Annotated in this window: 22 protein-coding genes and 1 other RNA gene; 17 read left to right on the top strand and 6 right to left on the bottom strand. The window is 61.8% G+C overall.

Annotated features, from left to right (window positions below; all coding sequences use genetic code 11):
• Positions 1–76 precede the first annotated feature (76 nt).
• A complete protein-coding gene (gene zapE / locus HU720_RS07680) occupies positions 77–1171 on the top strand; it encodes a cell division protein ZapE (RefSeq protein WP_186518769.1) in 1095 nt (364 codons plus the stop codon).
• A 26-nt stretch (positions 1172–1197) separates the two neighbouring features.
• Here zapE and HU720_RS07675 read toward each other — a convergent pair whose 3' ends face one another.
• Together HU720_RS07675 and HU720_RS07670 are read right to left on the bottom strand one after the other, a co-directional pair.
• Positions 1198–2094, bottom strand: a complete 897-nt coding sequence (locus HU720_RS07675; protein WP_186518823.1) for a GlxA family transcriptional regulator — start codon at positions 2092–2094, stop codon at positions 1198–1200.
• Positions 2095–2425: 331 nt separating this feature from the next.
• Positions 2426–3466 carry an NADP(H)-dependent aldo-keto reductase gene (locus HU720_RS07670; RefSeq protein ID WP_186518767.1) on the bottom strand — a complete coding sequence of 347 codons (1041 nt, stop codon included), beginning with the start codon at positions 3464–3466 and terminating at the stop codon, positions 2426–2428.
• A 258-nt stretch (positions 3467–3724) separates the two neighbouring features.
• Between HU720_RS07670 and rplM the strand changes: the two genes are divergently transcribed.
• The 7 genes from rplM to HU720_RS07635 all read left to right on the top strand — a co-directional run bounded on the left by rplM (position 3725) and on the right by HU720_RS07635 (position 8587).
• Positions 3725–4153, top strand: a complete 429-nt coding sequence (gene rplM / locus HU720_RS07665) for a 50S ribosomal protein L13 (protein WP_186518765.1) — start codon at positions 3725–3727, stop codon at positions 4151–4153.
• 14 nt (positions 4154–4167) lie between these two features.
• Positions 4168–4560 (top strand): 30S ribosomal protein S9, encoded by a 393-nt coding sequence (rpsI, locus tag HU720_RS07660; protein ID WP_186518763.1) that lies wholly within the window; start codon positions 4168–4170, stop codon positions 4558–4560.
• Positions 4561–4822: 262 nt separating this feature from the next.
• Positions 4823–5416 (top strand): ubiquinol-cytochrome c reductase iron-sulfur subunit, encoded by a 594-nt coding sequence (gene petA, locus HU720_RS07655; protein ID WP_186518761.1) that lies wholly within the window; start codon positions 4823–4825, stop codon positions 5414–5416.
• Positions 5416–6627, top strand: coding sequence for a cytochrome bc complex cytochrome b subunit (locus HU720_RS07650; protein ID WP_186518821.1), 1212 nt, complete (start codon positions 5416–5418; stop codon positions 6625–6627). The genes petA and HU720_RS07650 overlap by 1 nt, the downstream gene beginning before the upstream one ends.
• Positions 6627–7406, top strand: coding sequence for a cytochrome c1 (locus tag HU720_RS07645; protein ID WP_186518759.1), 780 nt, complete (start codon positions 6627–6629; stop codon positions 7404–7406). The genes HU720_RS07650 and HU720_RS07645 overlap by 1 nt, the downstream gene beginning before the upstream one ends.
• Positions 7407–7522: 116 nt before the next feature.
• Positions 7523–8146 (top strand): glutathione S-transferase N-terminal domain-containing protein, encoded by a 624-nt coding sequence (locus tag HU720_RS07640; RefSeq protein ID WP_186518757.1) that lies wholly within the window; start codon positions 7523–7525, stop codon positions 8144–8146.
• A gap of 12 nt (positions 8147–8158) precedes the next feature.
• Positions 8159–8587, top strand: coding sequence for a ClpXP protease specificity-enhancing factor (locus HU720_RS07635; RefSeq protein WP_186518754.1), 429 nt, complete (start codon positions 8159–8161; stop codon positions 8585–8587).
• A gap of 55 nt (positions 8588–8642) precedes the next feature.
• Here HU720_RS07635 and HU720_RS07630 read toward each other — a convergent pair whose 3' ends face one another.
• The 4 genes from HU720_RS07630 to HU720_RS07615 form a co-directional block, all read right to left on the bottom strand.
• Positions 8643–9221, bottom strand: coding sequence for a BON domain-containing protein (locus HU720_RS07630; RefSeq protein WP_186518752.1), 579 nt, complete (start codon positions 9219–9221; stop codon positions 8643–8645).
• Complete coding sequence (locus HU720_RS07625) at positions 9218–9811, bottom strand: phosphoheptose isomerase (protein ID WP_186518750.1); 594 nt, start codon at positions 9809–9811, stop codon at positions 9218–9220. The genes HU720_RS07630 and HU720_RS07625 overlap by 4 nt, the downstream gene beginning before the upstream one ends.
• An 88-nt stretch (positions 9812–9899) precedes the next feature.
• Positions 9900–10271, bottom strand: coding sequence for a YraN family protein (locus HU720_RS07620; RefSeq protein ID WP_186518748.1), 372 nt, complete (start codon positions 10269–10271; stop codon positions 9900–9902).
• Entirely contained in the window at positions 10271–12088 is a 1818-nt protein-coding gene (locus HU720_RS07615) for a penicillin-binding protein activator (protein ID WP_186518746.1), read from the bottom strand. Before HU720_RS07615 ends, HU720_RS07620 begins: the two co-directional genes overlap by 1 nt.
• Before the next feature lie 173 nt (positions 12089–12261).
• On the opposite strand from HU720_RS07615, the gene rsmI reads away from it, so the two are divergent.
• The 9 genes from rsmI (at position 12262) to mraY (ending at position 21229) form a co-directional block, all read left to right on the top strand.
• A complete protein-coding gene (gene rsmI, locus HU720_RS07610) occupies positions 12262–13146 on the top strand; it encodes a 16S rRNA (cytidine(1402)-2'-O)-methyltransferase (RefSeq protein WP_186518744.1) in 885 nt (294 codons plus the stop codon).
• Between the two features lie 66 nt (positions 13147–13212).
• Positions 13213–13572, top strand: an RNA gene (gene rnpB / locus HU720_RS07605) — RNase P RNA component class A.
• Between the two features lie 308 nt (positions 13573–13880).
• On the top strand, positions 13881–14336 hold the full coding sequence (mraZ, locus tag HU720_RS07600) for a division/cell wall cluster transcriptional repressor MraZ (protein ID WP_186518742.1): 456 nt from the start codon (positions 13881–13883) through the stop codon (positions 14334–14336).
• A gap of 2 nt (positions 14337–14338) precedes the next feature.
• Complete coding sequence (gene rsmH, locus HU720_RS07595; protein ID WP_186518819.1) at positions 14339–15280, top strand: 16S rRNA (cytosine(1402)-N(4))-methyltransferase RsmH; 942 nt, start codon at positions 14339–14341, stop codon at positions 15278–15280.
• A complete protein-coding gene (ftsL, locus tag HU720_RS07590) occupies positions 15277–15570 on the top strand; it encodes a cell division protein FtsL (protein WP_186518740.1) in 294 nt (97 codons plus the stop codon). Before rsmH ends, ftsL begins: the two co-directional genes overlap by 4 nt.
• The gene (locus HU720_RS07585) at positions 15570–17300 is read left to right on the top strand and encodes a penicillin-binding protein 2 (protein ID WP_186518817.1); all 1731 of its coding nucleotides are present in this window, start codon (positions 15570–15572) and stop codon (positions 17298–17300) included. The genes ftsL and HU720_RS07585 overlap by 1 nt, the downstream gene beginning before the upstream one ends.
• A complete protein-coding gene (gene murE / locus HU720_RS07580) occupies positions 17300–18787 on the top strand; it encodes a UDP-N-acetylmuramoyl-L-alanyl-D-glutamate--2,6-diaminopimelate ligase (protein ID WP_186518738.1) in 1488 nt (495 codons plus the stop codon). Before HU720_RS07585 ends, murE begins: the two co-directional genes overlap by 1 nt.
• The gene (gene murF, locus HU720_RS07575; RefSeq protein WP_186518736.1) at positions 18780–20147 is read left to right on the top strand and encodes a UDP-N-acetylmuramoyl-tripeptide--D-alanyl-D-alanine ligase; all 1368 of its coding nucleotides are present in this window, start codon (positions 18780–18782) and stop codon (positions 20145–20147) included. The genes murE and murF overlap by 8 nt, the downstream gene beginning before the upstream one ends.
• Positions 20147–21229 carry a phospho-N-acetylmuramoyl-pentapeptide-transferase gene (gene mraY / locus HU720_RS07570; protein WP_186518734.1) on the top strand — a complete coding sequence of 361 codons (1083 nt, stop codon included), beginning with the start codon at positions 20147–20149 and terminating at the stop codon, positions 21227–21229. The genes murF and mraY overlap by 1 nt, the downstream gene beginning before the upstream one ends.
• Positions 21230–21235 lie beyond the last annotated feature (6 nt).

Below are 21235 nucleotides of genomic sequence, written 5' to 3'. Positions count from 1 at the left end.
GCCGCATGTATCATTGCTATCAGGCGGGCCGCTCGTTACAGTGACGGCCCGTTTTTTGTTGCCTCGCTAACGAATTATGACTCCCTTAGAACGCTATCAAGCAGATCTGAAACGTCCCGACTTCTTCCATGACGCGGCGCAGGAAACTGCGGTGCGTCACCTGCAGCGCCTGTACGACGACCTGGTCCAGGCCCAGAACAACAAGCCGGGCATGTTCGGCAAGTTGTTCGGCAAGAAGGAGCAGACCCCGGTCAAAGGCCTGTATTTCTGGGGCGGGGTAGGGCGAGGCAAGACATACCTGGTCGACACCTTCTATGAAGCGCTGCCGTTCAAGCAGAAAATGCGCACGCACTTCCACCGCTTCATGAAGCGCGTGCACGAGGAAATGAAAACCCTCAAGGGCGAGAAAAACCCGCTGACCCTGATCGCCAAGCGTTTCAGTGACGAGGCGCGGGTTATCTGCTTCGACGAGTTCTTCGTTTCGGACATCACCGATGCCATGATCCTCGGCACCTTGATGGAAGAGCTGTTCAAGAACGGCGTCTCGCTGGTGGCTACCTCCAACATCGTGCCAGACGGCCTGTACAAGGACGGCCTGCAACGTGCGCGCTTCCTGCCGGCCATCGCCATGATCAAGCAGTACACCGACGTGGTGAACGTCGACAGTGGTGTGGATTACCGCCTGCGCCACCTGGAGCAAGCCGAGCTGTACCATTACCCGCTCGACGACGCGGCCCACGAAAGCCTGCGTGCAAGCTTCAAGGCGCTGACGCCGGAGTGCACCGAAGCCGTCGAAAACGACGTGCTGATGATCGAGAACCGTGCCATCACGGCCCTGCGCACCTGCGACGACGTTGCCTGGTTCGACTTCCGTGCCTTGTGCGACGGGCCGCGCAGCCAGAACGACTACATCGAGCTGGGCAAGATTTTCCATGCAGTGTTGCTGAGCAATGTCGAGCAGATGGGTGTTGCCACCGACGATATCGCTCGCCGGTTCATCAACATGGTCGATGAGTTCTACGACCGTAACGTCAAGTTGATCATCTCGGCCGAAGTCGAGCTCAAGGACCTCTACACCGGTGGTCGCCTGAGCTTCGAGTTCCAGCGCACGCTCAGCCGTTTGCTCGAGATGCAGTCCCACGAGTTCCTCTCGCGGGCGCACAAACCCTAGCTTGCAGCTGCCCGTCAGGGCAGCTTTCAGGCCTCCTGCATGAACTGCTGGCGGTACTGGTTGGGCGATAGTTCAGTGTGCTGGCGGAACAGCCGGGCAAAGAAACTGGCATCGTCGTAACCCACCTCGTAACTGATGGTCTTGATGCTCTTGCGGCTGCTCGACAGCAGCCCTTTGGCCGTTTCTATGCGCAGGCGTTGCAGGTAGTGCAGGGGCTTGTCGCCAGTGGCAGTCTGGAAGCGGCGCATGAAGTTGCGGATGCTCATGCCGTGGTTGCGCGCCACATCCTCGAAACGGAACTTGTCGGCAAAGTGCTCTTCGAGCCAGTGCTGGATCTGCAGGATGATCAGGTCCTGGTGCAGCTTTTGCCCGCCAAAGCCCATGCGCCCCGGGGTGTAGTTGCGTTGCACTTCGTAGAGGATGTCGCGGGCCACGGCGCGGGCCACGTTGGCGCCGCAGAACCGCTCGATCAGGTAGATGTACAAGTCGCATGCCGAGGTGGTGCCACCTGCGCAGTACAGGTTGTCGGCATCGGTCAGGTGCTTGTCCTGGTTCAGCCGCACCTTGGGGAAGCGCTCCTCGAAATTTGCAAAGAACCGCCAGTAGGTGGTCGCCTCCTTGCCATCGAGCAGGCCCGATTCGGCCAGCCAGAACACACCGCTTGCCTCGGCGCACAATACCGCGCCACGGGCGTGTTGCTCGCGCAGCCAGGGGAGAACCTGCGGGTAGCGTTGCAGCATGGCGTCAAAGTCATCCCAGAATGCCGGGAGGATGATCACGTCGGCGTCGTTCAGGCTGCTGTCGACCGGCAACTGCACATTGCTGAAACTGTCCACAGGCAGGCCGTCGGGGCTCACCAAGGCGATTTCGAACATCGGTTGCAGGCCCAGGCCCAGCTGTTTGCTGTAGCGCAGGCTGGCCAGATGGAAGAAGTCCTTGGCCTGCATCAGTGTCGAAGCGAACACGTTATCAATGGCCAGGATGCAGACGCGCCGCAGCGACGCGGGGGGTTGGTTAAACATCATTGTCATTGTTCTTATAGGGTAGAGTGGTCAATCACCGGCTGGATCGTCTTATGTTTTGCGGTGAGCTGCAAGCTTCCAGCTGCAAGTGGCGAGAAAAAGCTGGCCTGCACGGGCTGACAGGGCCGCTTTGCGGCCCATCGCGGTGGTTCGGCATTCCGAGCAAGCCCGCTCCCACGTTTCTATGCAAATCAGTTAGTTAGCGTTTGTCCTGTGGGGGCGGGCAGTGCAGTCATGGCGCCGGGTTCGGCTGCCCCTGGTGAATCGCCTCGATGGCTGCCAGCAGCTCGTCGCTCAGGTTCAGGCCCTGGCTGTCGATGTTGCTCTGCAACTGCTCAAGTGACGTCGCGCCAATGATGTTGCTGGTTACGAAGGGCTGGCGGGTAACGAACGCCAGGGCCATTTGCGCGGGGTCAAGCCCGTGCTCCCGAGCGAGCTGCACGTAGCGGCTGCACGCTGCCACGGTCTGCGGGTTGGAGTAGCGGGCAAAGCGGCTGAAGAGCGTCAGCCGGGCGTTTTCCGGGCGTGCACCACTTTCGTACTTGCCAGACAGCATGCCGAACGCCAGCGGCGAATACGCCAGCAGGCCGCATTGTTCGCGAATGGCGACCTCTGCCAGGCCCACTTCAAAGCTGCGGTTGAGCAGGTTGTAGGGGTTCTGGATCGACACTGCCCGTGGCCAGCCGCGGCTTTCGGCCAGTTGCAAAAACTTCATGGTGCCCCACGGGGTTTCGTTGGACAGGCCGATATGGCGGATCTTGCCGGCGCGGACCTGCTCGTCGAGCACCTCAAGGGTTTCTTCAAGCGGCGTGAACAGGTCATGGGGCAGGTGCTGGTAGCCAAGTTTGCCGAAGAAGTTGGTGCTGCGCTCCGGCCAGTGCAGCTGGTACAGGTCGATACGGTCGGTTTGCAGGCGCTTGAGGCTTTCGTCCAGGGCCGCAACGATGTGCTGGCGGTTGTGCTTGAGCTGGCCATCACGGATGTGGCTGATGCCATTACCAGGCCCCGCCACCTTGCTGGCAAGGACCCACTGGTCGCGATCCCCATGCTCGCGGAACCAGTTGCCGATGATGCGCTCGGTGGCGGCATAGGTTTCCGGGCGGGGTGGTACCGGGTACATTTCGGCGGTGTCGATGAAATTGATGCCGTGGGCCTTGGCCAGGGCAATCTGCTCGAAGGCCTGCGCCTGGGTGTTCTGTTCGCCCCAGGTCATGGTCCCCAGGCATAGTTCGCTTACGTATAGATCGGTACGGCCGAGCTTGCGGTATTGCATCGGGAACACACTCCTTGGCAAAGATGCCCATAAAAGCAGGTTGATATTTCTTGTGCAATCTGGATAATTGCCCAGCTCTTCGCGTGGCGGAAGTGATGCACCATCACGGCGGAAGAACCTTTGTCGAACATTGGCGTGCCCGACCCGAGCCCCCAAAAGCGTCTGTGTTCGGCTGCGCGCTTGCCCTTGGCAAGCTGTGCACTATCCAGTAAGATTCGCCGTCTATTTTTCGCTGGGCGGCCTCTGAGGCTTTAGAGAATGAAAACTTTTACTGCTAAACCGGAAACAGTAAAGCGCGAGTGGTTCGTAGTCGACGCCGCTGGTCAGACCCTGGGTCGTCTGGCTACCGAAATCGCTAGCCGCCTGCGTGGCAAACACAAACCAGAATACACCCCTCACGTTGACACCGGCGACTACATCGTCGTCATCAACGCCGAGCAAATCCGTGTAACTGGCGCCAAGACCACCGACAAGATGTACTACTCCCACTCCGGCTTCCCGGGCGGCATCAAGGAAATCAACTTCGAGAAGTTGATCGCCAAGGCCCCTGAGCGTGTCATCGAAACCGCGGTCAAGGGCATGCTGCCTAAGAACCCGCTGGGTCGCGACATGTACCGCAAGCTGAAAGTGTACGCGGGTGCTGCTCACCCACACACTGCTCAGCAGCCTCAAGAACTGAAGATCTAACGGGATAGTTCATTATGTCGGCGACTCAAAATTACGGCACTGGCCGTCGCAAGACCGCAACCGCTCGCGTCTTCCTGCGTCCGGGCACCGGTAACATCTCCATCAACAACCGTTCTCTGGACGTGTTCTTCGGTCGTGAAACAGCGCGCATGGTAGTTCGCCAGCCGCTGGAACTGACCGAAACCGTCGAGAAGTTCGACATCTACATCACCGTTGCTGGTGGTGGTGTCAGCGGTCAAGCCGGTGCGATCCGTCACGGTATCACCCGCGCTCTGATGGAATACGACGAAACCCTGCGTGGCGCTCTGCGTCGTGCTGGCTTCGTAACCCGCGACGCTCGTGAAGTCGAGCGTAAGAAAGTGGGTCTGCGTAAAGCGCGTAAGCGTCCTCAGTACTCCAAGCGTTAATTCGCTTCGGCAGTCCGAAAAAAGCCCGGTTCCTTGGAACCGGGCTTTTTTTATGTCTTGAACTAACCTTGTCAGCAATCCGTGGCCGTGTGTCGCATAGACGCAGATCAAGCAATGCGCAGGTTGTAGCCCTTCAGGGGGGTAATCACCTTGTCACTGTGTGGATTTGTTCCTTACCATTGCGACCAAATTTTAGTGCCACCGATATACCTAAGTAGATGCCTGTTTCAACAGGCCAAGCAAGCTGATGGGAGAGGACTGAATGAGCAATGACGGCGTCAACGCAGGCCGGCGCCGCTTCCTCGTAGCCGCGACATCCGTGGTCGGGGCGGCGGGGGCAGTGGGGGCAGCGGTACCGTTCGTGGGGTCATGGTTTCCCAGTGCCAAGGCGAAAGCTGCCGGCGCACCGGTGAAGGTCAATATCGCCAAGGTCGAGCCAGGGCAGCAGATGGTCGCCGAATGGCGCGGCCAACCTGTATTTATCGTGCGGCGAACGGATGAGATCCTCGCCAATCTGAAAAAGATCGAAGGAGATCTTTCCGACCCGCAATCCAAGGCGTCCGAGCAGCCTGCCTATGTCGACCCTGAGGTGCGCTCGATCAAGCCGCAGATCCTCATTCTGGTTGGCCTGTGCACCCACCTGGGCTGCTCGCCGACCTTCCGCCCTGAAGTCGCGCCAGTGGACCTGGGGCCGAAGTGGGTGGGTGGCTACTTCTGCCCTTGCCACGGTTCGCACTATGACCTGGCCGGCCGCGTCTACAAGTCCCAGCCAGCGCCCTTGAATCTGCCAGTGCCACCGCACTCGTACGAGTCCGACGAAATCGTCGTCATTGGCGTCGACCAGGAGAAGGCATGATGAGCAAGTTCATGGAATGGATCGATGCGCGCTTCCCCGCCACAAAAATGTGGGAAGACCATCTGAGCAAGTATTACGCGCCCAAGAACTTCAACTTCCTGTATTTCTTCGGCTCGTTGGCGCTGCTGGTGCTGGTCAACCAGATCGTCACCGGTGTGTGGCTGACCATGAGTTTCACCCCCTCGGCCGAAGAGGCGTTTGCCTCGGTCGAGTACATCATGCGCGACGTCGAATACGGCTGGATCCTGCGCTACCTGCACTCCACCGGCGCTTCGGCGTTCTTCATCGTGGTGTACCTGCACATGTTCCGCGGCCTGCTGTACGGCTCGTACCAGAAGCCGCGCGAGCTGGTCTGGCTGTTCGGCATGCTGATCTACCTGGCGCTGATGGCCGAAGCCTTCATGGGCTACCTGCTGCCGTGGGGCCAGATGTCGTACTGGGGGGCTCAGGTAATCATTTCGCTGTTCGGTGCCATCCCGGTGATCGGCAACGACCTCACCCAGTGGATCCGTGGTGACTACCTGATTTCGGGGATTACCCTGAACCGCTTCTTTGCCTTGCACGTGGTGGCACTGCCCATCGTGATTCTTGGCCTGGTGGTGCTGCACATCCTGGCACTGCACGAAGTCGGCTCGAACAACCCGGACGGCGTGGACATCAAGAAGCACAAGGACGAAAACGGTATTCCGCTGGATGGCATTCCGTTCCACCCGTACTACACCGTGAAAGATATCGTCGGTGTGGTGGTGTTCCTCTTCGTGTTCTGTGCGGTGGTGTTCTTCTTCCCGGAAATGGGCGGTTACTTCCTGGAAAAACCGAACTTCGAACAGGCCAACGCCTTCAAGACGCCCGAGCATATTGCCCCGGTGTGGTACTTCACCCCGTTCTACGCGATCTTGCGCGCGGTGCCTGACAAGCTGTTCGGCGTCATTGCCATGGGCGCTGCGATTGCCGTGCTGTTCGTCCTGCCTTGGCTGGACCGCAGCCCGGTGCGCTCGATGCGCTACAAGGGGTGGTTGAGCAAAGTGTGGCTGCTGGTGTTCTGCGTGTCCTTCGTCATTCTCGGTGTGCTCGGCGTACTGGCGCCAACCCCGGGGCGGACCTTGCTGTCGCAGGTGTGCACGGTGCTGTACTTCGCCTACTTCCTGCTGATGCCGTTCTACACAAGGCTTGAGAAGACCAAACCGGTTCCGGAAAGGGTGACTGGCTGATGAAAAAGTTGATTGCAGTATGTGTGCTGGCATTGATGCCCGCCTTTTCCTTCGCTGCCGAGCATGGCCTGGAGCTGGACAAGGTCGACGTCGACCTGACTGACAAAGCCGCCCTGCAAGATGGTGCGCGGACCTTCGCCAACTATTGCATGGGTTGCCATAGCGCCAAGTTCCAGCGCTATGAGCGGGTTGCCGATGACCTGGGTATCCCCCACGAAGTGATGCTGGAAAACCTGGTGTTCACCGGCGCCAAGATCGGCGACCACATGAAGATCGGCATGCAGCCCAACGACGCCAAGACCTGGTTCGGGGCGGCGCCGCCTGACCTGACCCTGGTCGCCCGTGTGCGCGGCAACGACTGGCTGTACAGCTACCTGCGCAGCTTCTACGAAGACAAGTCGCGCCCGTACGGGGTCAACAACAAGGTGTTCCCGAACGTGGGCATGCCTAACGTGCTGGTGGGGCTGCAGGGTAATCAGGTGATTGGCTGCAAACAGATACAGACCGTGGCCGATGGCAAGAAGCAATACGACCCGCTGACCGGTAGCCCGTTGACCCATGAAGCCTGCGACCAGCTGACCGTGGAGGAGAAATCCGGTACCCTGACCACCGAGCAGTTCGACGAGAAGGTCAAGAACCTGGTGACCTTCCTGGCCTATTCGGCCAACCCGGTCAAACTGGAGAGCCAGCGCATCGGTACCTACGTGTTGCTGTACCTGGCTTTCTTCTTCGTGTTCGCCTACTTGCTCAAGCGCGAATACTGGAAGGACGTGCACTGATCACGCAGTAATTTCTGGTAGTTGAACGCGCCCGCGGTGGCCTGACAACTTTGTCAGGTCACCCCGGGCGCGTTTTCATTTAGAGTTCTGAAGCATCCCGCACGAGGAGGCGCTACATGGGCGTAACCAACAGGTTAGCCTGCTATTCCGACCCCGCTGATCATTACTGCCACCGGGTGCGCCTGGTGCTCGCCGAAAAGGGCGTGGCGGTGCAGATCATCGATGTCGATGCCAGTCGCGTGCCGCCCAAGCTGGCAGAGGTCAACCCTTACGGCAGCGTGCCGACGCTGGTCGATCGTGACCTGGCGTTGTATGAGTCGAGTGTGGTCATGGAGTACCTCGATGAGCGTTACCCGCATCCGCCGCTGATGCCGGTATACCCGGTTGGGCGCGGTAACAGCCGCCTGCTGATGCACCGCATTCAGCGCGACTGGTGTGTGCTCGCCGATACGCTGCTCGATACGCGCAGTCCTGAGGCTGCGCGGGCCAAGGCACGCAAGGAGCTGCGCGAGAGCCTCACCGGCGTGGCGCCGCTATTTGCCGAAATGTCCTGCTTCATGAGCGATGAGCAAAGCCTGGTCGATTGCTGTCTACTGCCCATACTCTGGCGTTTGCCGGTCATGGGTATCGAATTGCCGCGGCAAGCCAAGCCGCTGCTGGATTACATGGAGCGGCAGTTCGCCCGCGAGCCCTTCCAGGCGAGCCTGTCTGCTGTTGAACGTGAAATGCGCAAGGTTTAAGAGGATCTATTAATGAAGTCCAGTCGCCCTTATCTGGTTCGAGCACTGTACGAGTGGATCGTCGACAACGATTGCACGCCGCACATGCTGGTCAACGCTGAATACCCTGACGTACGCGTGCCTGCCGGTTTTGCCAGTGATGGCCAAATCGTTCTGAACGTTTCCCCCAGCGCCGTGCGCAACCTGCACATGGACAACGATGCGGTCAGTTTCGATGGCCGTTTTGGTGGGGTCTCGCACACGCTGTTCGTACCTACCGCGGCCATTCTTGGGGTCTATGCCCGGGAAAATGGCCAGGGCATGGTCTTTGAGCTGGAGCCCGGGTTCGAGTCTGAAGAAGAGCTGCTCGATGACAGCATCGAGCCTGATGACGACGGCCCGCCGGAGGGCGGCCAGCCGCCGCGCCCAAGTGGGCGTCCAAGCCTGAAAGTGGTGAAGTAATAAAAAAGGCGATCCCTGCGGATCGCCTTTTTTGTATCTGGCGCTGGCTGGTCAGTCAGTCGATGTACTCGAACAGACGAACGATTTTCTGCACGCCAGAGACGCTCTGCACCACGCTGGTGGCAGCGTTGCCTTCTTGTTGGGTTACCAGGCCCAGCAGGTAGACGATGCCGTTCTCGGTGATCACCTTGACCCGCGAACCCGGGACGTTGGCGTCGGCCAGCATCTGGGTCTTGATCTTGGTGGTCAGCCAGGCGTCGTTGTTGCGCGCCAGAATGGACGAAGGCTGCATGACCTGCAGTTCGTTGTGCACCTTCTTGACCCGCTGCACCTGGCTGGCGGTCTGCTCGGCGAGCGATTTAAGCTCGGCGCGCGGGGTTTGCCCGGCCAGCAGTACCACGCCGTTGTAGCTGCTCACGACAATGTGCGAGCCCTTGTCCAGGTCGGGGTTGGCCTTGGAAATGTTGACCGCTGCCTTGGTCTCGATCAGCGAGTCGTCGATCTTGCTGCCGATGGTGCGCGTGCCGCGGTCATCCTCGATTGGGGAGTCGCGGGCAGAGGTCAATACCGAACTGCAGCCGGAGATGCTGAGGCACAGAGTGACGGCTATCAGGCCGAGGCGCTTGGGGATCATTCTTCACTCCCGAACAGTTGGCTGTCGATCAGGTCGCACAGACAGTGGATCGCCAGCAGGTGGACTTCCTGGATGCGTGCAGTGACCGTGGATGGCACGCGAATCTCGACGTCTTCTGGCAGCAGCAGTGATGCCATGCCGCCACCGTCACGCCCGGTCAATGCTACGACAATCATTTCGCGGTCATGTGCGGCCTGGATCGCTTGAATGATGTTGGCCGAATTGCCGCTGGTGGAGATCGCCAGCAGTACGTCGCCGGGCTGGCCCAGTGCACGGATCTGCTTGGAGAAAACTTCGTTGTAGCTGTAGTCGTTGGCGATCGAGGTGATCGTGGAGCTGTCGGTGGTCAAGGCAATGGCCGGCAGGCTCGGGCGTTCGCGCTCGAAGCGGTTGAGCAGCTCCGAGGAAAAGTGCTGGGCATCGCCCGCCGAGCCGCCGTTGCCACAGGCGAGCATCTTGCCGTCGCTGAGCAGGGCGTTGACCATGACCAGGCTGGCCTGCTCGATGTGAGGTGCCAGGATGTCCATTGCCTGTTGCTTGGTGTCGATGCTGGCCTGAAACAGCCGGCGAATTCGGGATTGCATGTCCATCTGGTGTGACCTTAAGAGGGGCGGTGGCTGGCGCTACGCGCAACAGTGACTAGCCCGCGAAACATAGAGCAAAAAATTCGGTGAGGGTTCAGCACTCGAAGGCGTTTTTAAGCCAAAGAAGCGGTTGCCCAGCGTGCCCTTGGCCCTGCAGGGCGACAACGTCGAAGCGGCAGGGGTGGGCGGCCCATTCGGGCGTCTGTTGCAGAAAAAGAGTCGCAGCCAGGGCCAGCCGTTTCTGCTTGCGCCCATCGATACTGCCGAGGGCGCCGCCGAAGGCCGCATGTAGCCGGTAGCGGACCTCGGCGAATACTACTGTATCGGCATCGAGCATGACCAGATCAAGCTCGCCGCCCTTGCATCGCCAGTTGCGTGCCAGCAGCCGCAGACCCTGCGCCTGGAGGTACTCCAAGGCTTGGCCTTCGGCTGCATTGCCCGCTTGGGTGGGCGATGCGGGTGGCATCAGCGCGGGGTATCTGGCAGGCGCTTGACCTGGCCGCCAGAGAACTCGGCCCATGGCAGTTGGCGCTCGATACGCTGGTTGGGGTTGACCGTCAGGCTGCCCGACAGGCCTTCGACGCGGTTGTCTGGCAGGGCCTTGAGCTGGCCCAGGCGTGGCGCCAGGCTGTAGGCATCGACGCCCATGGCGTACAGGCGACCAAGGCTGCCGGCAGCCTGCGGCCACTGCTGCACCACCTGCTTGCGCAGGCTGTTGCTGTTGTCTAGCAGCCACGGGGTTTCGCAGAAGCGGATGCCGTTCATGTCGTTGTACTGGTTGACGTCACCACTGGCGCTATACAGGTTGGAGGTGGCGTAAACCGGTACGTCGCCTGCGTACTGGAAGTTCAGGGTCGGCTTGATCTGCTGGGCCTGCTGTGGGGTCGAGGCGAGGAAGATGAAGTCGATGTCCTGGCGGCGCGATGGCTGTGCGGCGACGTTGCCACCCACTGCACTTTGCAGGCTCTTGGCCCGGCCTTCGCTCTGGCGCAGTTGGAACAGGTTGGCGATCTGCTGGGCAAGGCCGACCGGCGGGGCAATGCGCTCGGCGGCGAGCAGGGTGCCGCCATTGGCCTGCCAGTCCTGGCGGAAGGCCGCCAGAACACGGTCGCCCCATTCGCCGCTTGGCACCAGTGCCACGGCGCGGACCATGCCGTCGGCGCGGGCGCGGCGAGCCACTTCGCGGGCTTCATCTTCGGCAGCCAGGCCAAACTGGAACAGCTGCGGCGGCGCTTTTTGCCCGGCGTCGGCGTAGTTCAGCGCCAGGGTGGTAATAGGCAGTTGCGGGTAGGCGGCGAGCTTTTTCACCAGTGGCTTTTCCAGCGGGCCGATAACCAGCTGCACGCCTGCGGCCTGGGCCTGGCGGTAGAAGTCGTCGAGCGAGCTGATGCGGGAGCTGTCGAACACCTGCACGGCTGGAGGGTTCTGGCCGTCTTTCTGCGCCTGCAGGTGTGCGGCCATGAAACCGTCACGCAGCGCGCGGGCAACACCGGCCAGCGGGCCTTCTTGAGGCAGCAGCAGGGCGATCTTGGTCAGCGGCTGGCTGGCCAGCTCCTTGAGCTTCACCAGTGCGCTTGGCAGCTGTGCGGCAGCTGGGTGGCCGGCGTTCTGCTTGCTCCAGGTGTCGATGGCGGCCTGTTGCTGTTCCAGGGTGCCGGCGCTTTTCACGGCGAAGGCCAGGCTGGTCCAGCCGCCAAGGGTGGCATTGCTGGTAGGCTGCTGCAGTTGCTCGGCCGGCAGTGCGGCCACCAGTGCCCAGATGGCGTCGTTGTTGGCCTTGGCGGCATCACCGCTGAGCAGTGGGGCGAGCAGTACCCGTTGCTCGGCGGCGGCCAGGGCCTGACCGTCGGCTTCGAGGGCGGCGGCGTGCACGCTGTAGGTGCGCACCTGCTGCTCGGCCGGCAGTTCGCCAGTGCGCTGCAGGCTTGGGTGGGCGAGGGCGGTCAGCGCAGCCTTGGGCTGGTTGCGGCTCATGGCAAGCTCGGCTGCCAAGGTGCTGGCAAAGACCTGTTGGCCCGGCTTGAGCGAGTCCAGCGGGACCTGCTCGAGGATGCGCGCCGAACGCGGGAAGTCCTTTTGCTTGTAGGCCAGGTCGGCGGCGCTCAGGCGCAGCAGTGCTGCGTCCTCGGCGGACTTGCTGGAGGCTGCCTTGTCGAGCAGTTGCTCGATGCTGGCGTCCGGGGTGCGTGGCAGCTCGCCCAGGCTGGATGAGGGCGAGCTGACGCAGGCTGCCAGCAGGGCAGCGAGGCAGAGGGCTGAGAGCAGCCGCAGACAAGCGATCATGTAAAAGTCCTGTTACTCGATCAAGTTGGCCGGCGATTGTACCGAAGCGCCGGCCCCGAGGCGATCTTGCCGACGACGAACCTTCACTATAGGCGGCAACGGCGTGCCTGCCGGCGAACTTCTTTGCGCCCTGTTGCCGGCGCTCGGGCTACAATGGCCGCCTTTGATCGTGAATGCAGGTGCGCGCAGTGACTGATGTTGCAGGGGTTTCGAAAACGGGCAAGTTGTATGTCGTGGCCACGCCCATCGGCAACCTCGACGACATGAGTGCCAGGGCGCTCAAGGTGCTGGCCGATGTCAGCCTGATCGCCGCCGAAGACACCCGTCACTCGGTGCGCCTGCTGCAGCATTTCGGTATCGATACGCCGCTGGCGGCCTGCCATGAGCACAACGAGCGCGACGAAGGCGGGCGTTTCATTACCCGCCTGCTGGCCGGGGATGATGTGGCGTTGGTGTCCGATGCCGGTACGCCACTGATTTCCGATCCGGGCTATCACCTGGTTCGCCAGGCGCGCGCCGCGGGCGTACCGGTGGTGCCTGTGCCTGGTGCCTGCGCCCTTATCGCGGCGCTGTCGGCGGCGGGGCTGCCGTCGGACCGGTTCATTTTCGAAGGCTTCCTGCCCGCCAAGACTGCCGGGCGCAAAGCGCGCCTTGCGCAAGTACGCGAGGAGCCGCGCACGCTGATTTTCTACGAAGCGCCGCATCGCATCCTTGAGTGCCTTGAAGACATGGAGGCGGTGTTTGGCGGTGATCGCCCGGCGCTGCTGGCCCGTGAAATCACCAAAACCTTCGAGACCCTGAAAGGTTTGCCTTTGGCCGAGCTGCGCGCGTTCGTGCAGGGCGACAGCAATCAGCAGCGCGGCGAATGCGTGGTGTTGGTGGCAGGGTGGACGGCGCCAGAAGGTGAGCAGGCGGTCAGTGTCGAGGCGCAGCGCGTGCTCGACCTGCTGTTGGCCGAGTTGCCGCTCAAGCGTGCTGCGGCCTTGGCGGCAGAGATTACCGGTGTGCGCAAAAACCTGCTGTACCAGCTGGCCTTGGATAAACAGAAGCCCGAGTAATGCGGGAGCGAGGTTTTTGACGCATCGCTTGTTCTTCGGCGCGGCTGTCGGTAACCTTGGCGGCGGAGAGTCGATCGGACAGTCGCTGCCGTCTTTTGTTCCGCAAAAGATGGGGGAGGAAAGTCCGGGCTCCGCAGGGCAGAGTGCCAGGTAACGCCTGGGGGGCGCGAGCCTACGGAAAGTGCCACAGAAAATAACCGCCTAAGCACTTCGGTGCCGGTAAGGGTGAAAAGGTGCGGTAAGAGCGCACCGCACGTCTGGCAACAGTTCGTGGCTAGGTAAACCCCACTCGGAGCAAGACCAAATAGGGTTCCATTAGGCGTGGCCCGCGTCGGAACCGGGTAGGTTGCTAGAGGCGTCCAGTGATGGCCGTCGTAGAGGAATGACTGTCCTCGACAAAACCCGGCTTACAGATCGACTCTCCACCTCTTTTTCCTCTGCTCGAATCGGCAGCAGACGGCCCTCGTAATACCGAAAAAATCTTACTCTTAACAAATCACTTTAACTTCACACTCTATCCATCTGAGTGCGCTTGGTTTTTTCCGCCATTTTTCCTTTGTGATAGTTGTTCCACCTTCCTTTGTTGCGCTAAATCGCCGTCCTGTAAGGGTTTTCCTTATGAACGTACCTTGACGGTGTACCGGGCGGATTCCTATAGTGTGCGCAAGTGGCAGAAAGTGGGATGAAGTGGGTTTTCTGGCACAAAAAAGCTAATATTGTGGGGAATCGCAGCCGTGTTTCGCGGAGCCAACGCCGTCAGCCTCGATGCAAAAGGCCGTCTCGCCATGCCGAGCCGGTATCGTGACGAGCTCGATTCGCGTTGCAACAGCCAGCTGATCGTGACCATTGACGCTGTCGATCCCTGCTTGTGTGTCTACCCGCTCGACGAGTGGGAACAGATTGAAGCCAAGTTGCGCGCCTTGCCGTCGTTGCGTGAGGAAAACCGTCGCCTGCAGCGTTTGCTGATTGGCAACGCGGTGGACCTGGAGCTCGACGGCAGTGGTCGTTTCCTGGTGCCGCCCCGCCTGCGTGAGTACGCCAAGCTCGACAAGAAGGCGATGCTGGTGGGGCAACTGAACAAATTTCAGTTGTGGGATGAGGATGCCTGGAACGCGGTTTCGGCAGCTGATCTTGCAGCTATCCAACAACCGGGCGCCATGCCCGACGATTTGCGTGACCTGATCCTGTGACCATAGATAGCGGCTTCAACCACATCACCGTCCTGCTCGACGAAGCCGTCGAGGCATTGGCCCTGCGCGCCGACGGTTGCTATCTGGACGGCACCTTCGGCCGGGGCGGCCACAGTCGGCTGATTCTCAGCAAGCTGGGGCCGCAAGGGCGCTTGCTTGGGTTCGACAAGGACCCACAGGCGATTGCCACAGGGCAAGCGCTGGCGGCCGAAGACGGCCGCTTTGTCATTGTGCAGCGCAGCTTTGCCGAGCTCGGTGACGAGGTGCGCCAGCGGGGGCTGCACGGCAAGGTCAGTGGCGTGCTGCTCGACCTGGGTGTGTCCTCCCCGCAGCTGGACGACCCGGAGCGCGGCTTCAGTTTCCTCAATGACGGCCCGCTGGACATGCGCATGAACCCCGACCAGGGCATCAGCGCTGCCGAGTTCATCGCCACCGCCCCGGCCGAAGAAATCGCCCGTGTGTTCAAGCAATACGGCGAAGAGCGCTTTTCTGGCCGCATGGCCCGCGCTGTCGTGGAGCGCCGCGAAAAGCAGCCGTTCACTCGCACCGCCGACCTTGCCGAAGTGCTCAAGGTTGCCAACCCTGCCTGGGAAAAGGGCAAGAACCCGGCTACCCGTGCGTTCCAGGGTCTGCGTATTCACGTCAACAACGAGCTGGGCGACCTTGAGGCCGGCCTTGAGGCTGCGCTGGATTCGCTCGAAGTGGGCGGTCGCCTGGCGGTGATCAGCTTCCATTCGCTCGAAGACCGCATCGTCAAGCTGTTCATGCGCAAGCTGGTCAAGGGCGAGGCGGACAACCTGCCGCGCAACCTGCCGGTGCAGCACAAGGTGTTCGAGCCAAAAATCAAACTGATCGGCAAGGCGCAGTTCGCCTCGGATGCCGAGCTTAAAGCCAACCCGCGGGCGCGCAGCGCCGTCATGCGTGTGGCGGAGAAGCTTCGGTGAGCCGGCTTTTTGCCAAACCTCTACCAGGCGGAAGCTTCCTGATGCTTCTGCTGTTCGTTGGCGTCCTCGGGTCGGCCATTGCGGTGTCTTATAGTGCCCACTGGAACCGCCAACTGCTCAACACTCTTTACGGCGAACTCAACGAGCGCGACAAGGCCCAGGCCGAGTGGGGCCGACTGATTCTCGAGCAAAGTACCTGGACCGCCTCCAGCCGCATCGAAAGCCTGGCCTCCGAGCAACTGCGCATGCGCGTACCGGCCGCTGACGAAGTGCGGATGGTGGCGCCATGATGAAGCTTGAAGGCGCACTCTACCCCTGGCGCTTCCGGGTGGTGGTCGGCTTGTTGGCAATCATGGTCGGCGCCATCTGCTGGCGCATCATCGACCTGCAGGTGGTCGACCGCGACTTCCTCAAAGGCCAAGGCGATGCCCGCAGCCTGCGCCACATCCCGATTCCTGCGCACCGCGGGCTGATCACTGACCGTAACGGCGAGCCGCTGGCGGTCAGTACCCCGGTGACTACCTTGTGGGCCAACCCCAAGGAAATGCAGGCCTCCAAGGAACGCTGGCCGCAGTTGGCCGCAGCGTTGGGGCAAAACGCCCAGCAACTGACCGAGCGTCTTACCCAGCAGGCTGGCAAAGAGTTCATCTATCTGGTTCGTGGCCTGACTCCTGAGCAGGGCCAGCACGTGCTCGACTTGAAAGTGCCTGGCGTGTACGGCCTGGAAGAATTCCGCCGCTTCTACCCCGCCGGCGATGTCACGGCCCATATGGTCGGCTTTACCGACCTGGACGACCATGGTCGCGAAGGGGTTGAGCTGGCCTACGACGAGTGGCTGGCCGGTGTGCCCGGCAAGCGGCAGGTCATCAAGGACCGGCGCGGCAGGCTGATCAAGGACATCCAGGTAACCAAAAACGCCAAGGCCGGAAAGACCTTGGCGTTGTCGATAGACCTGCGCCTGCAATACCTGGCCACCCGCGAGCTGCGCAACGCCATTGCCGAGCAGGACGCCAAGGCCGGTAGCCTGGTGATCATGGACGTCAAGACCGGCGAAGTGCTGGCCATGGTCAACCAGCCCACCTACAACCCGAACAACCGCCGCAGCATGTTCCCGGCGGCCATGCGCAACCGGGCGATCATCGACGTGTTCGAGCCAGGCTCGACGGTCAAGCCGATCTCCATGAGCGCCGCCCTTGAAAGTGGCCGCTGGAAGCCGACCGACAAGGTCGAGGTGTATCCGGGCAGCCTGCAGATCGGCCGCTACACCATCAAGGACGTGTCCAAGAGCGAGGGCCCGATCCTCGACCTGACCGGCATCCTGATCAACTCCAGTAACGTCGGCATGAGCAAGATCGCCTTCGATATCGGCGGCGAGGCCATCTACCGGGTCATGGCTCAGGTGGGCCTTGGTCAATACACCGGCCTGGGCTTCCCGGGCGAGCGCGTTGGCAACCTGCCCAACCACCGCGAGTGGCGCAAAGCCGAGACCGCGACACTTTCGTATGGCTATGGCGTGTCGGTAACCGCCTTGCAACTGGTACACGCCTACGCCGCGCTGGCCAACGACGGCAAGATGGTGCCGCTGTCGATCCTCAAGGTCGACAAGGCGCCGGAAGCCACCCAGGCCATCCCCAAGGAAACCGCCGAGACCGTGCAGGGCATGCTGCAACAGGTGATCGAAGCGCCGCGCGGGGTGTTCCGTGCGCAGGTGCCGTTCTATCACGTGGCCGGTAAGTCCGGTACCGCGCGTAAAGCCACCGTCGGTTCCAAGGGTTACACCGAAAACGCCTACCGCTCGCTGTTTGCAGGCTTCGGCCCGATGAGCGACCCGCGCTACGCCATCGTCGTGGTCATCGACGAGCCGGGCAAGGGTGGCTACTTCGGCGGCCTGGTTTCGGCCCCGGTGTTCAGCAAGGTCATGTCGGGCACCCTGCGTCTGATGAACGTGCCGCCTGACAACCTGCCGCCGCCGTCGACCGAGCAAGCCACCACACTACCCGCCAACGGAGGGCGTGGATAATGACGATGCCACTGAGCAAGCTGTTTGCCCATGCCAGCCGCGACCCGCTGATCCGCGAACTTACGCTGGATAGTCGCCAGGTGCGTCAGGGCGACCTGTTCCTGGCCGTGCCCGGCGCCAAGGTCGATGGCCGCGAGCATATTGCCGACGCGCTGTCCCGTGGTGCTGCTGCCGTCGCCTATGAAGAGCAGGGCGCCCATGTGCTGCCGCTCACCGATGTGCCACTGATTCCGGTCAAGGGCCTGATCGGCCAGCTGTCGCAGATCGCCGGGCGCTTCTATGGCGAGCCCAGCCGGCAGTTGAACCTGGTAGGCGTAACCGGCACCAACGGCAAGACCAGCGTCACCCAGCTGGTGGCCCAGGCGCTCGATGTGCTCGGCCAGCGCTGCGGCTTGATCGGCACCTTGGGCACCGGTTTTTATGGCGAACTGCAAAGTGGCCGCTTGACCACCCCTGACCCGATTGCCGTACAGGCCACGCTTAACGACCTGAAAAAGGCCGGCGCCAAGGCCGTAGCCATGGAAGTATCGTCACACGCGCTGGAACAGGGCCGTGTGGCTGCGCTGGAATTCGACATCGCGGTGATGACCAACCTGTCGCGCGATCACCTCGATTACCACGGCAGCATGGAGGCCTATGAGGCCGCCAAGGCCCGCCTGTTCGCCTGGCCGAGCCTGAAGTGCCAGGTGGTCAACCTGGATGACGCGTTCGGTCGCCGCCTGGCCAGCGCTTTTGCTCATCGCCCGATTGGCGACCATATCGAGACGCGCCTGCTCAGCTACAGCCTGGAGAACCCGGACGCGTCGTTGTTCTGCCGTGAGGCGCAGTTCAGCGACGATGGCGTGTGCGCCACCCTGGTGACCGCGCAAGGCGAGCGTGCCCTGCGCAGCCAGCTGCTCGGCCGCTTCAACCTGAGCAATATGCTGGCCGCCGTCGCCACCCTGATGGCGCTGGACTATTCGCTGGACGAAATTCTCAAAGTCACCCCGCAGCTGCAGGGCCCGGTTGGCCGTATGCAGCGCCTGGGCGGTGGCGACAAGCCGTTGGTGGTGGTCGATTACGCCCACACCCCCGACGCACTGGAAAAGGTGCTCGAAGCCCTGCGCCCGCACGCCCACGGCAAGTTACTGTGCCTGTTCGGCTGTGGTGGCGACCGCGACAGCGGCAAGCGTCCCTTGATGGCCGAAGTGGCCGAGCGCCTTGCTGATCGCGTAATGGTCACCGATGACAACCCGCGTAGCGAAGACCCGCAGCGCATTTTCGACGATATCCGCCCAGGCTTGCGCCAGCCTGCTGCGGTTGCCTTCGTTGCCGGCCGTGGCGATGCCATCGCGCAACTGATTGCCAGCGCCAGTGCCGACGATGTGATCGTCCTGGCTGGCAAAGGGCATGAGGATTACCAGGAGATCAATGGCCAGCGCCATGACTTCTCCGATCTGGTCGAGGCCGAAAAAGCCCTTGCTGCCTGGAGCGCACCCCATGCTTAAGCCCCTGACGCTCAGCGAGCTGACCACAGCACTGGGTGCCCGCCTGGTAGGCCGCGATGCGCGCTTTACCGGCGTCAGTATCGACAGCCGCAGCGTGGCCGCCGGGCAGCTGTTCGTTGCCCTGGCTGGCCCGCGTTTCGATGGCCATGACTACCTGGCTGATGTGCAGGCCAAGGGCGCTGTTGCAGCGTTGGTCGAGCGCGAAGTCGAAGGCGTCGACTTGCCGCAGTTGCTGGTTGCTGACTGCCGTATCGCCCTGGGGCAACTCGGTGCACTCAACCGCGCAGGCTTCGACAAGCCAGTGGTCGCCATCACCGGCTCCAGCGGCAAGACCACGGTCAAGGAGATGCTCGCCTGCATCCTGCGCACCCGTGGCCCGGTACATGCCACCCGTGGCAACCTCAACAACGACTTGGGCGCACCGCTGACGCTGCTCGAAATCGCTCCCGAGCACAGCGCTGCCGTGATCGAACTGGGTGCCTCGCGCATTGGCGAGATTCGCTACACCGTCGGCCTCACCCTGCCGCAGGTAGTGATCATCAACAACGCCGGTACCGCCCATGTTGGCGAGTTCGGCGGCCCGGAAAAAATCGTCGAGGCCAAGGGTGAAATCCTTGAAGGCCTGGGCGAGGGCGGCACGGCCATCTTGAACCTGGCCGACAAGGCCTTCGAGGTCTGGCGCACGCGTGCGGGCAGCCACCGCATTGTCAGCTTTGCGCTGGACAACCCGCAGGCCGACTTCCACGCCACCGACATTGGCCGTGACGCCCGTGGTTGCCCGTCGTTTACCCTGCACAGCCCAAGTGGCAGTGTGCCGGTGCAGTTGAACCTGCTCGGCACCCATAACGTCAGCAATGCGTTGGCCGCCGCTGCCGCTGCCCATGCCGTTGGTCTGAGCCTGGCTGGTATCGCGGCAGGGCTGGGCGCGGTGCAGCCGGTCAAGGGCCGTACGGTGGCACAGATCGCCCCGAGCGGTGTGCGGGTGATCGATGACAGCTACAACGCAAATCCCACGTCCATGTGCGCGGCTATTGATATACTCGCCGGCTTTTCCGGGCGCACCGTTCTGGTGCTCGGGGACATCGGCGAGCTGGGGCAATGGGCCGAGGAAGGCCATCGCCAGGTTGGCGATTACGCCCGTGGCAAGGTCGATGTGCTGTACGCAGTGGGTACCAACATGGCCCACGCGGTGAGCGCATTCGGAGCCAATGGCCGCCACTTCACTACTCAGGCTGAGCTGATCGACGCTGTTTGCGCCGAAACTGCCAGCGATACCACTATCTTGATCAAGGGTTCGCGCAGCGCTGCGATGGAAAACGTCGTGGCGGCTTTGTGCGGTTCCAGCGGGGAGAAACATTAATGCTGCTGCTGTTGGCTGAGTATCTGCAACAGTTCCACAAGGGCTTTGCGGTCTTCCAGTACCTGTCGCTGCGCGGCATCCTGGGGGTGCTTACCGCACTCTCGCTGTCGCTGTGGCTTGGCCCCTGGATGATCCGTACCCTGCAGATCCGCCAGATCGGTCAGGCCGTGCGTAACGACGGCCCGCAATCGCACCTGTCCAAGTCGGGCACCCCGACCATGGGCGGCGCACTGATTCTTTCGGCCATCGCCATCAGCACCCTGCTGTGGGCCGACCTGTCCAACCGCTATGTGTGGACGGTCCTGATCGTCACCCTGCTGTTCGGCGCCATCGGCTGGGTAGACGACTACCGCAAGGTCATCGAGAAGAACTCCCGTGGCCTGCCGAGCCGCTGGAAGTATTTCTGGCAGTCGGTGTTTGGCCTGGGGGCGGCGATCTTCCTCTACAAGACCGCCCCGACCAGCGTCGAAACCACGCTGATCGTGCCGATGCTCAAAGACCTGACCATCCCGTTGGGTGCAGGCTTCGTGGTGCTGACCTACTTCGTCATCGTCGGCTCCAGCAACGCGGTCAACCTGACCGACGGCCTCGACGGCCTGGCGATCATGCCAACGGTGATGGTCGGCGGCGCGCTGGGCATCTTCTGCTACCTGTCGGGTAACGTGAAGTTCGCCGAATACCTGCTGATCCCGTACGTGCCGGGCTCGGGCGAGCTGATCGTGTTCTGCGGCGCACTGATTGGCGCCGGGCTTGGCTTCCTCTGGTTCAACACCTACCCCGCGCAAGTGTTCATGGGCGACGTCGGTGCCCTGGCGCTGGGCGCTGCGCTCGGCACCATCGCGGTCATCGTGCGCCAGGAAATCGTGCTGTTCATCATGGGCGGGGTGTTCGTGATGGAAACCCTGTCGGTGGTCATCCAGGTGGCTTCGTTCAAGCTCACCGGCAAGCGGGTTTTCCGCATGGCACCGATTCACCACCATTTCGAACTCAAGGGCTGGCCTGAGCCACGTGTGATCGTCCGCTTCTGGATCATCACCGTGATTTTGGTGCTGATCGGCCTTGCCACCCTGAAACTGAGGTAGACGAGC

The sequence above is a fragment of the Pseudomonas sp. SWRI51 genome, assembly GCF_014268825.1.
Lineage (GTDB): Bacteria > Pseudomonadota > Gammaproteobacteria > Pseudomonadales > Pseudomonadaceae > Aquipseudomonas > Aquipseudomonas farsensis.
Note: the sequence above shows the minus strand (reverse complement) of the source record. Positions and strands in the feature narration are given on the sequence as shown.

Excerpts from the sequence above, each read along its gene's own strand:
- zapE (WP_186518769.1), top strand. The coding sequence starts at position 77 with ATGACTCCCTTAGAACGCTATCAAGCAGATCTGAAACGTCCCGACTTC.
- HU720_RS07670 (WP_186518767.1), bottom strand. The coding sequence starts at position 3,466 with ATGCAATACCGCAAGCTCGGCCGTACCGATCTATACGTAAGCGAACTA.
- rplM (WP_186518765.1), top strand. The coding sequence starts at position 3,725 with ATGAAAACTTTTACTGCTAAACCGGAAACAGTAAAGCGCGAGTGGTTC.
- rpsI (WP_186518763.1), top strand. The coding sequence starts at position 4,168 with ATGTCGGCGACTCAAAATTACGGCACTGGCCGTCGCAAGACCGCAACC.
- petA (WP_186518761.1), top strand. The coding sequence starts at position 4,823 with ATGAGCAATGACGGCGTCAACGCAGGCCGGCGCCGCTTCCTCGTAGCC.
- HU720_RS07650 (WP_186518821.1), top strand. The coding sequence starts at position 5,416 with ATGAGCAAGTTCATGGAATGGATCGATGCGCGCTTCCCCGCCACAAAA.
- HU720_RS07645 (WP_186518759.1), top strand. The coding sequence starts at position 6,627 with ATGAAAAAGTTGATTGCAGTATGTGTGCTGGCATTGATGCCCGCCTTT.
- HU720_RS07640 (WP_186518757.1), top strand. The coding sequence starts at position 7,523 with ATGGGCGTAACCAACAGGTTAGCCTGCTATTCCGACCCCGCTGATCAT.
- HU720_RS07635 (WP_186518754.1), top strand. The coding sequence starts at position 8,159 with ATGAAGTCCAGTCGCCCTTATCTGGTTCGAGCACTGTACGAGTGGATC.
- HU720_RS07630 (WP_186518752.1), bottom strand. The coding sequence starts at position 9,221 with ATGATCCCCAAGCGCCTCGGCCTGATAGCCGTCACTCTGTGCCTCAGC.
- HU720_RS07625 (WP_186518750.1), bottom strand. The coding sequence starts at position 9,811 with ATGGACATGCAATCCCGAATTCGCCGGCTGTTTCAGGCCAGCATCGAC.
- HU720_RS07620 (WP_186518748.1), bottom strand. The coding sequence starts at position 10,271 with ATGCCACCCGCATCGCCCACCCAAGCGGGCAATGCAGCCGAAGGCCAA.
- HU720_RS07615 (WP_186518746.1), bottom strand. The coding sequence starts at position 12,088 with ATGATCGCTTGTCTGCGGCTGCTCTCAGCCCTCTGCCTCGCTGCCCTG.
- rsmI (WP_186518744.1), top strand. The coding sequence starts at position 12,262 with ATGCAGGTGCGCGCAGTGACTGATGTTGCAGGGGTTTCGAAAACGGGC.
- HU720_RS07585 (WP_186518817.1), top strand. The coding sequence starts at position 15,570 with ATGAAGCTTGAAGGCGCACTCTACCCCTGGCGCTTCCGGGTGGTGGTC.
- murE (WP_186518738.1), top strand. The coding sequence starts at position 17,300 with ATGACGATGCCACTGAGCAAGCTGTTTGCCCATGCCAGCCGCGACCCG.
- murF (WP_186518736.1), top strand. The coding sequence starts at position 18,780 with ATGCTTAAGCCCCTGACGCTCAGCGAGCTGACCACAGCACTGGGTGCC.
- mraY (WP_186518734.1), top strand. The coding sequence starts at position 20,147 with ATGCTGCTGCTGTTGGCTGAGTATCTGCAACAGTTCCACAAGGGCTTT.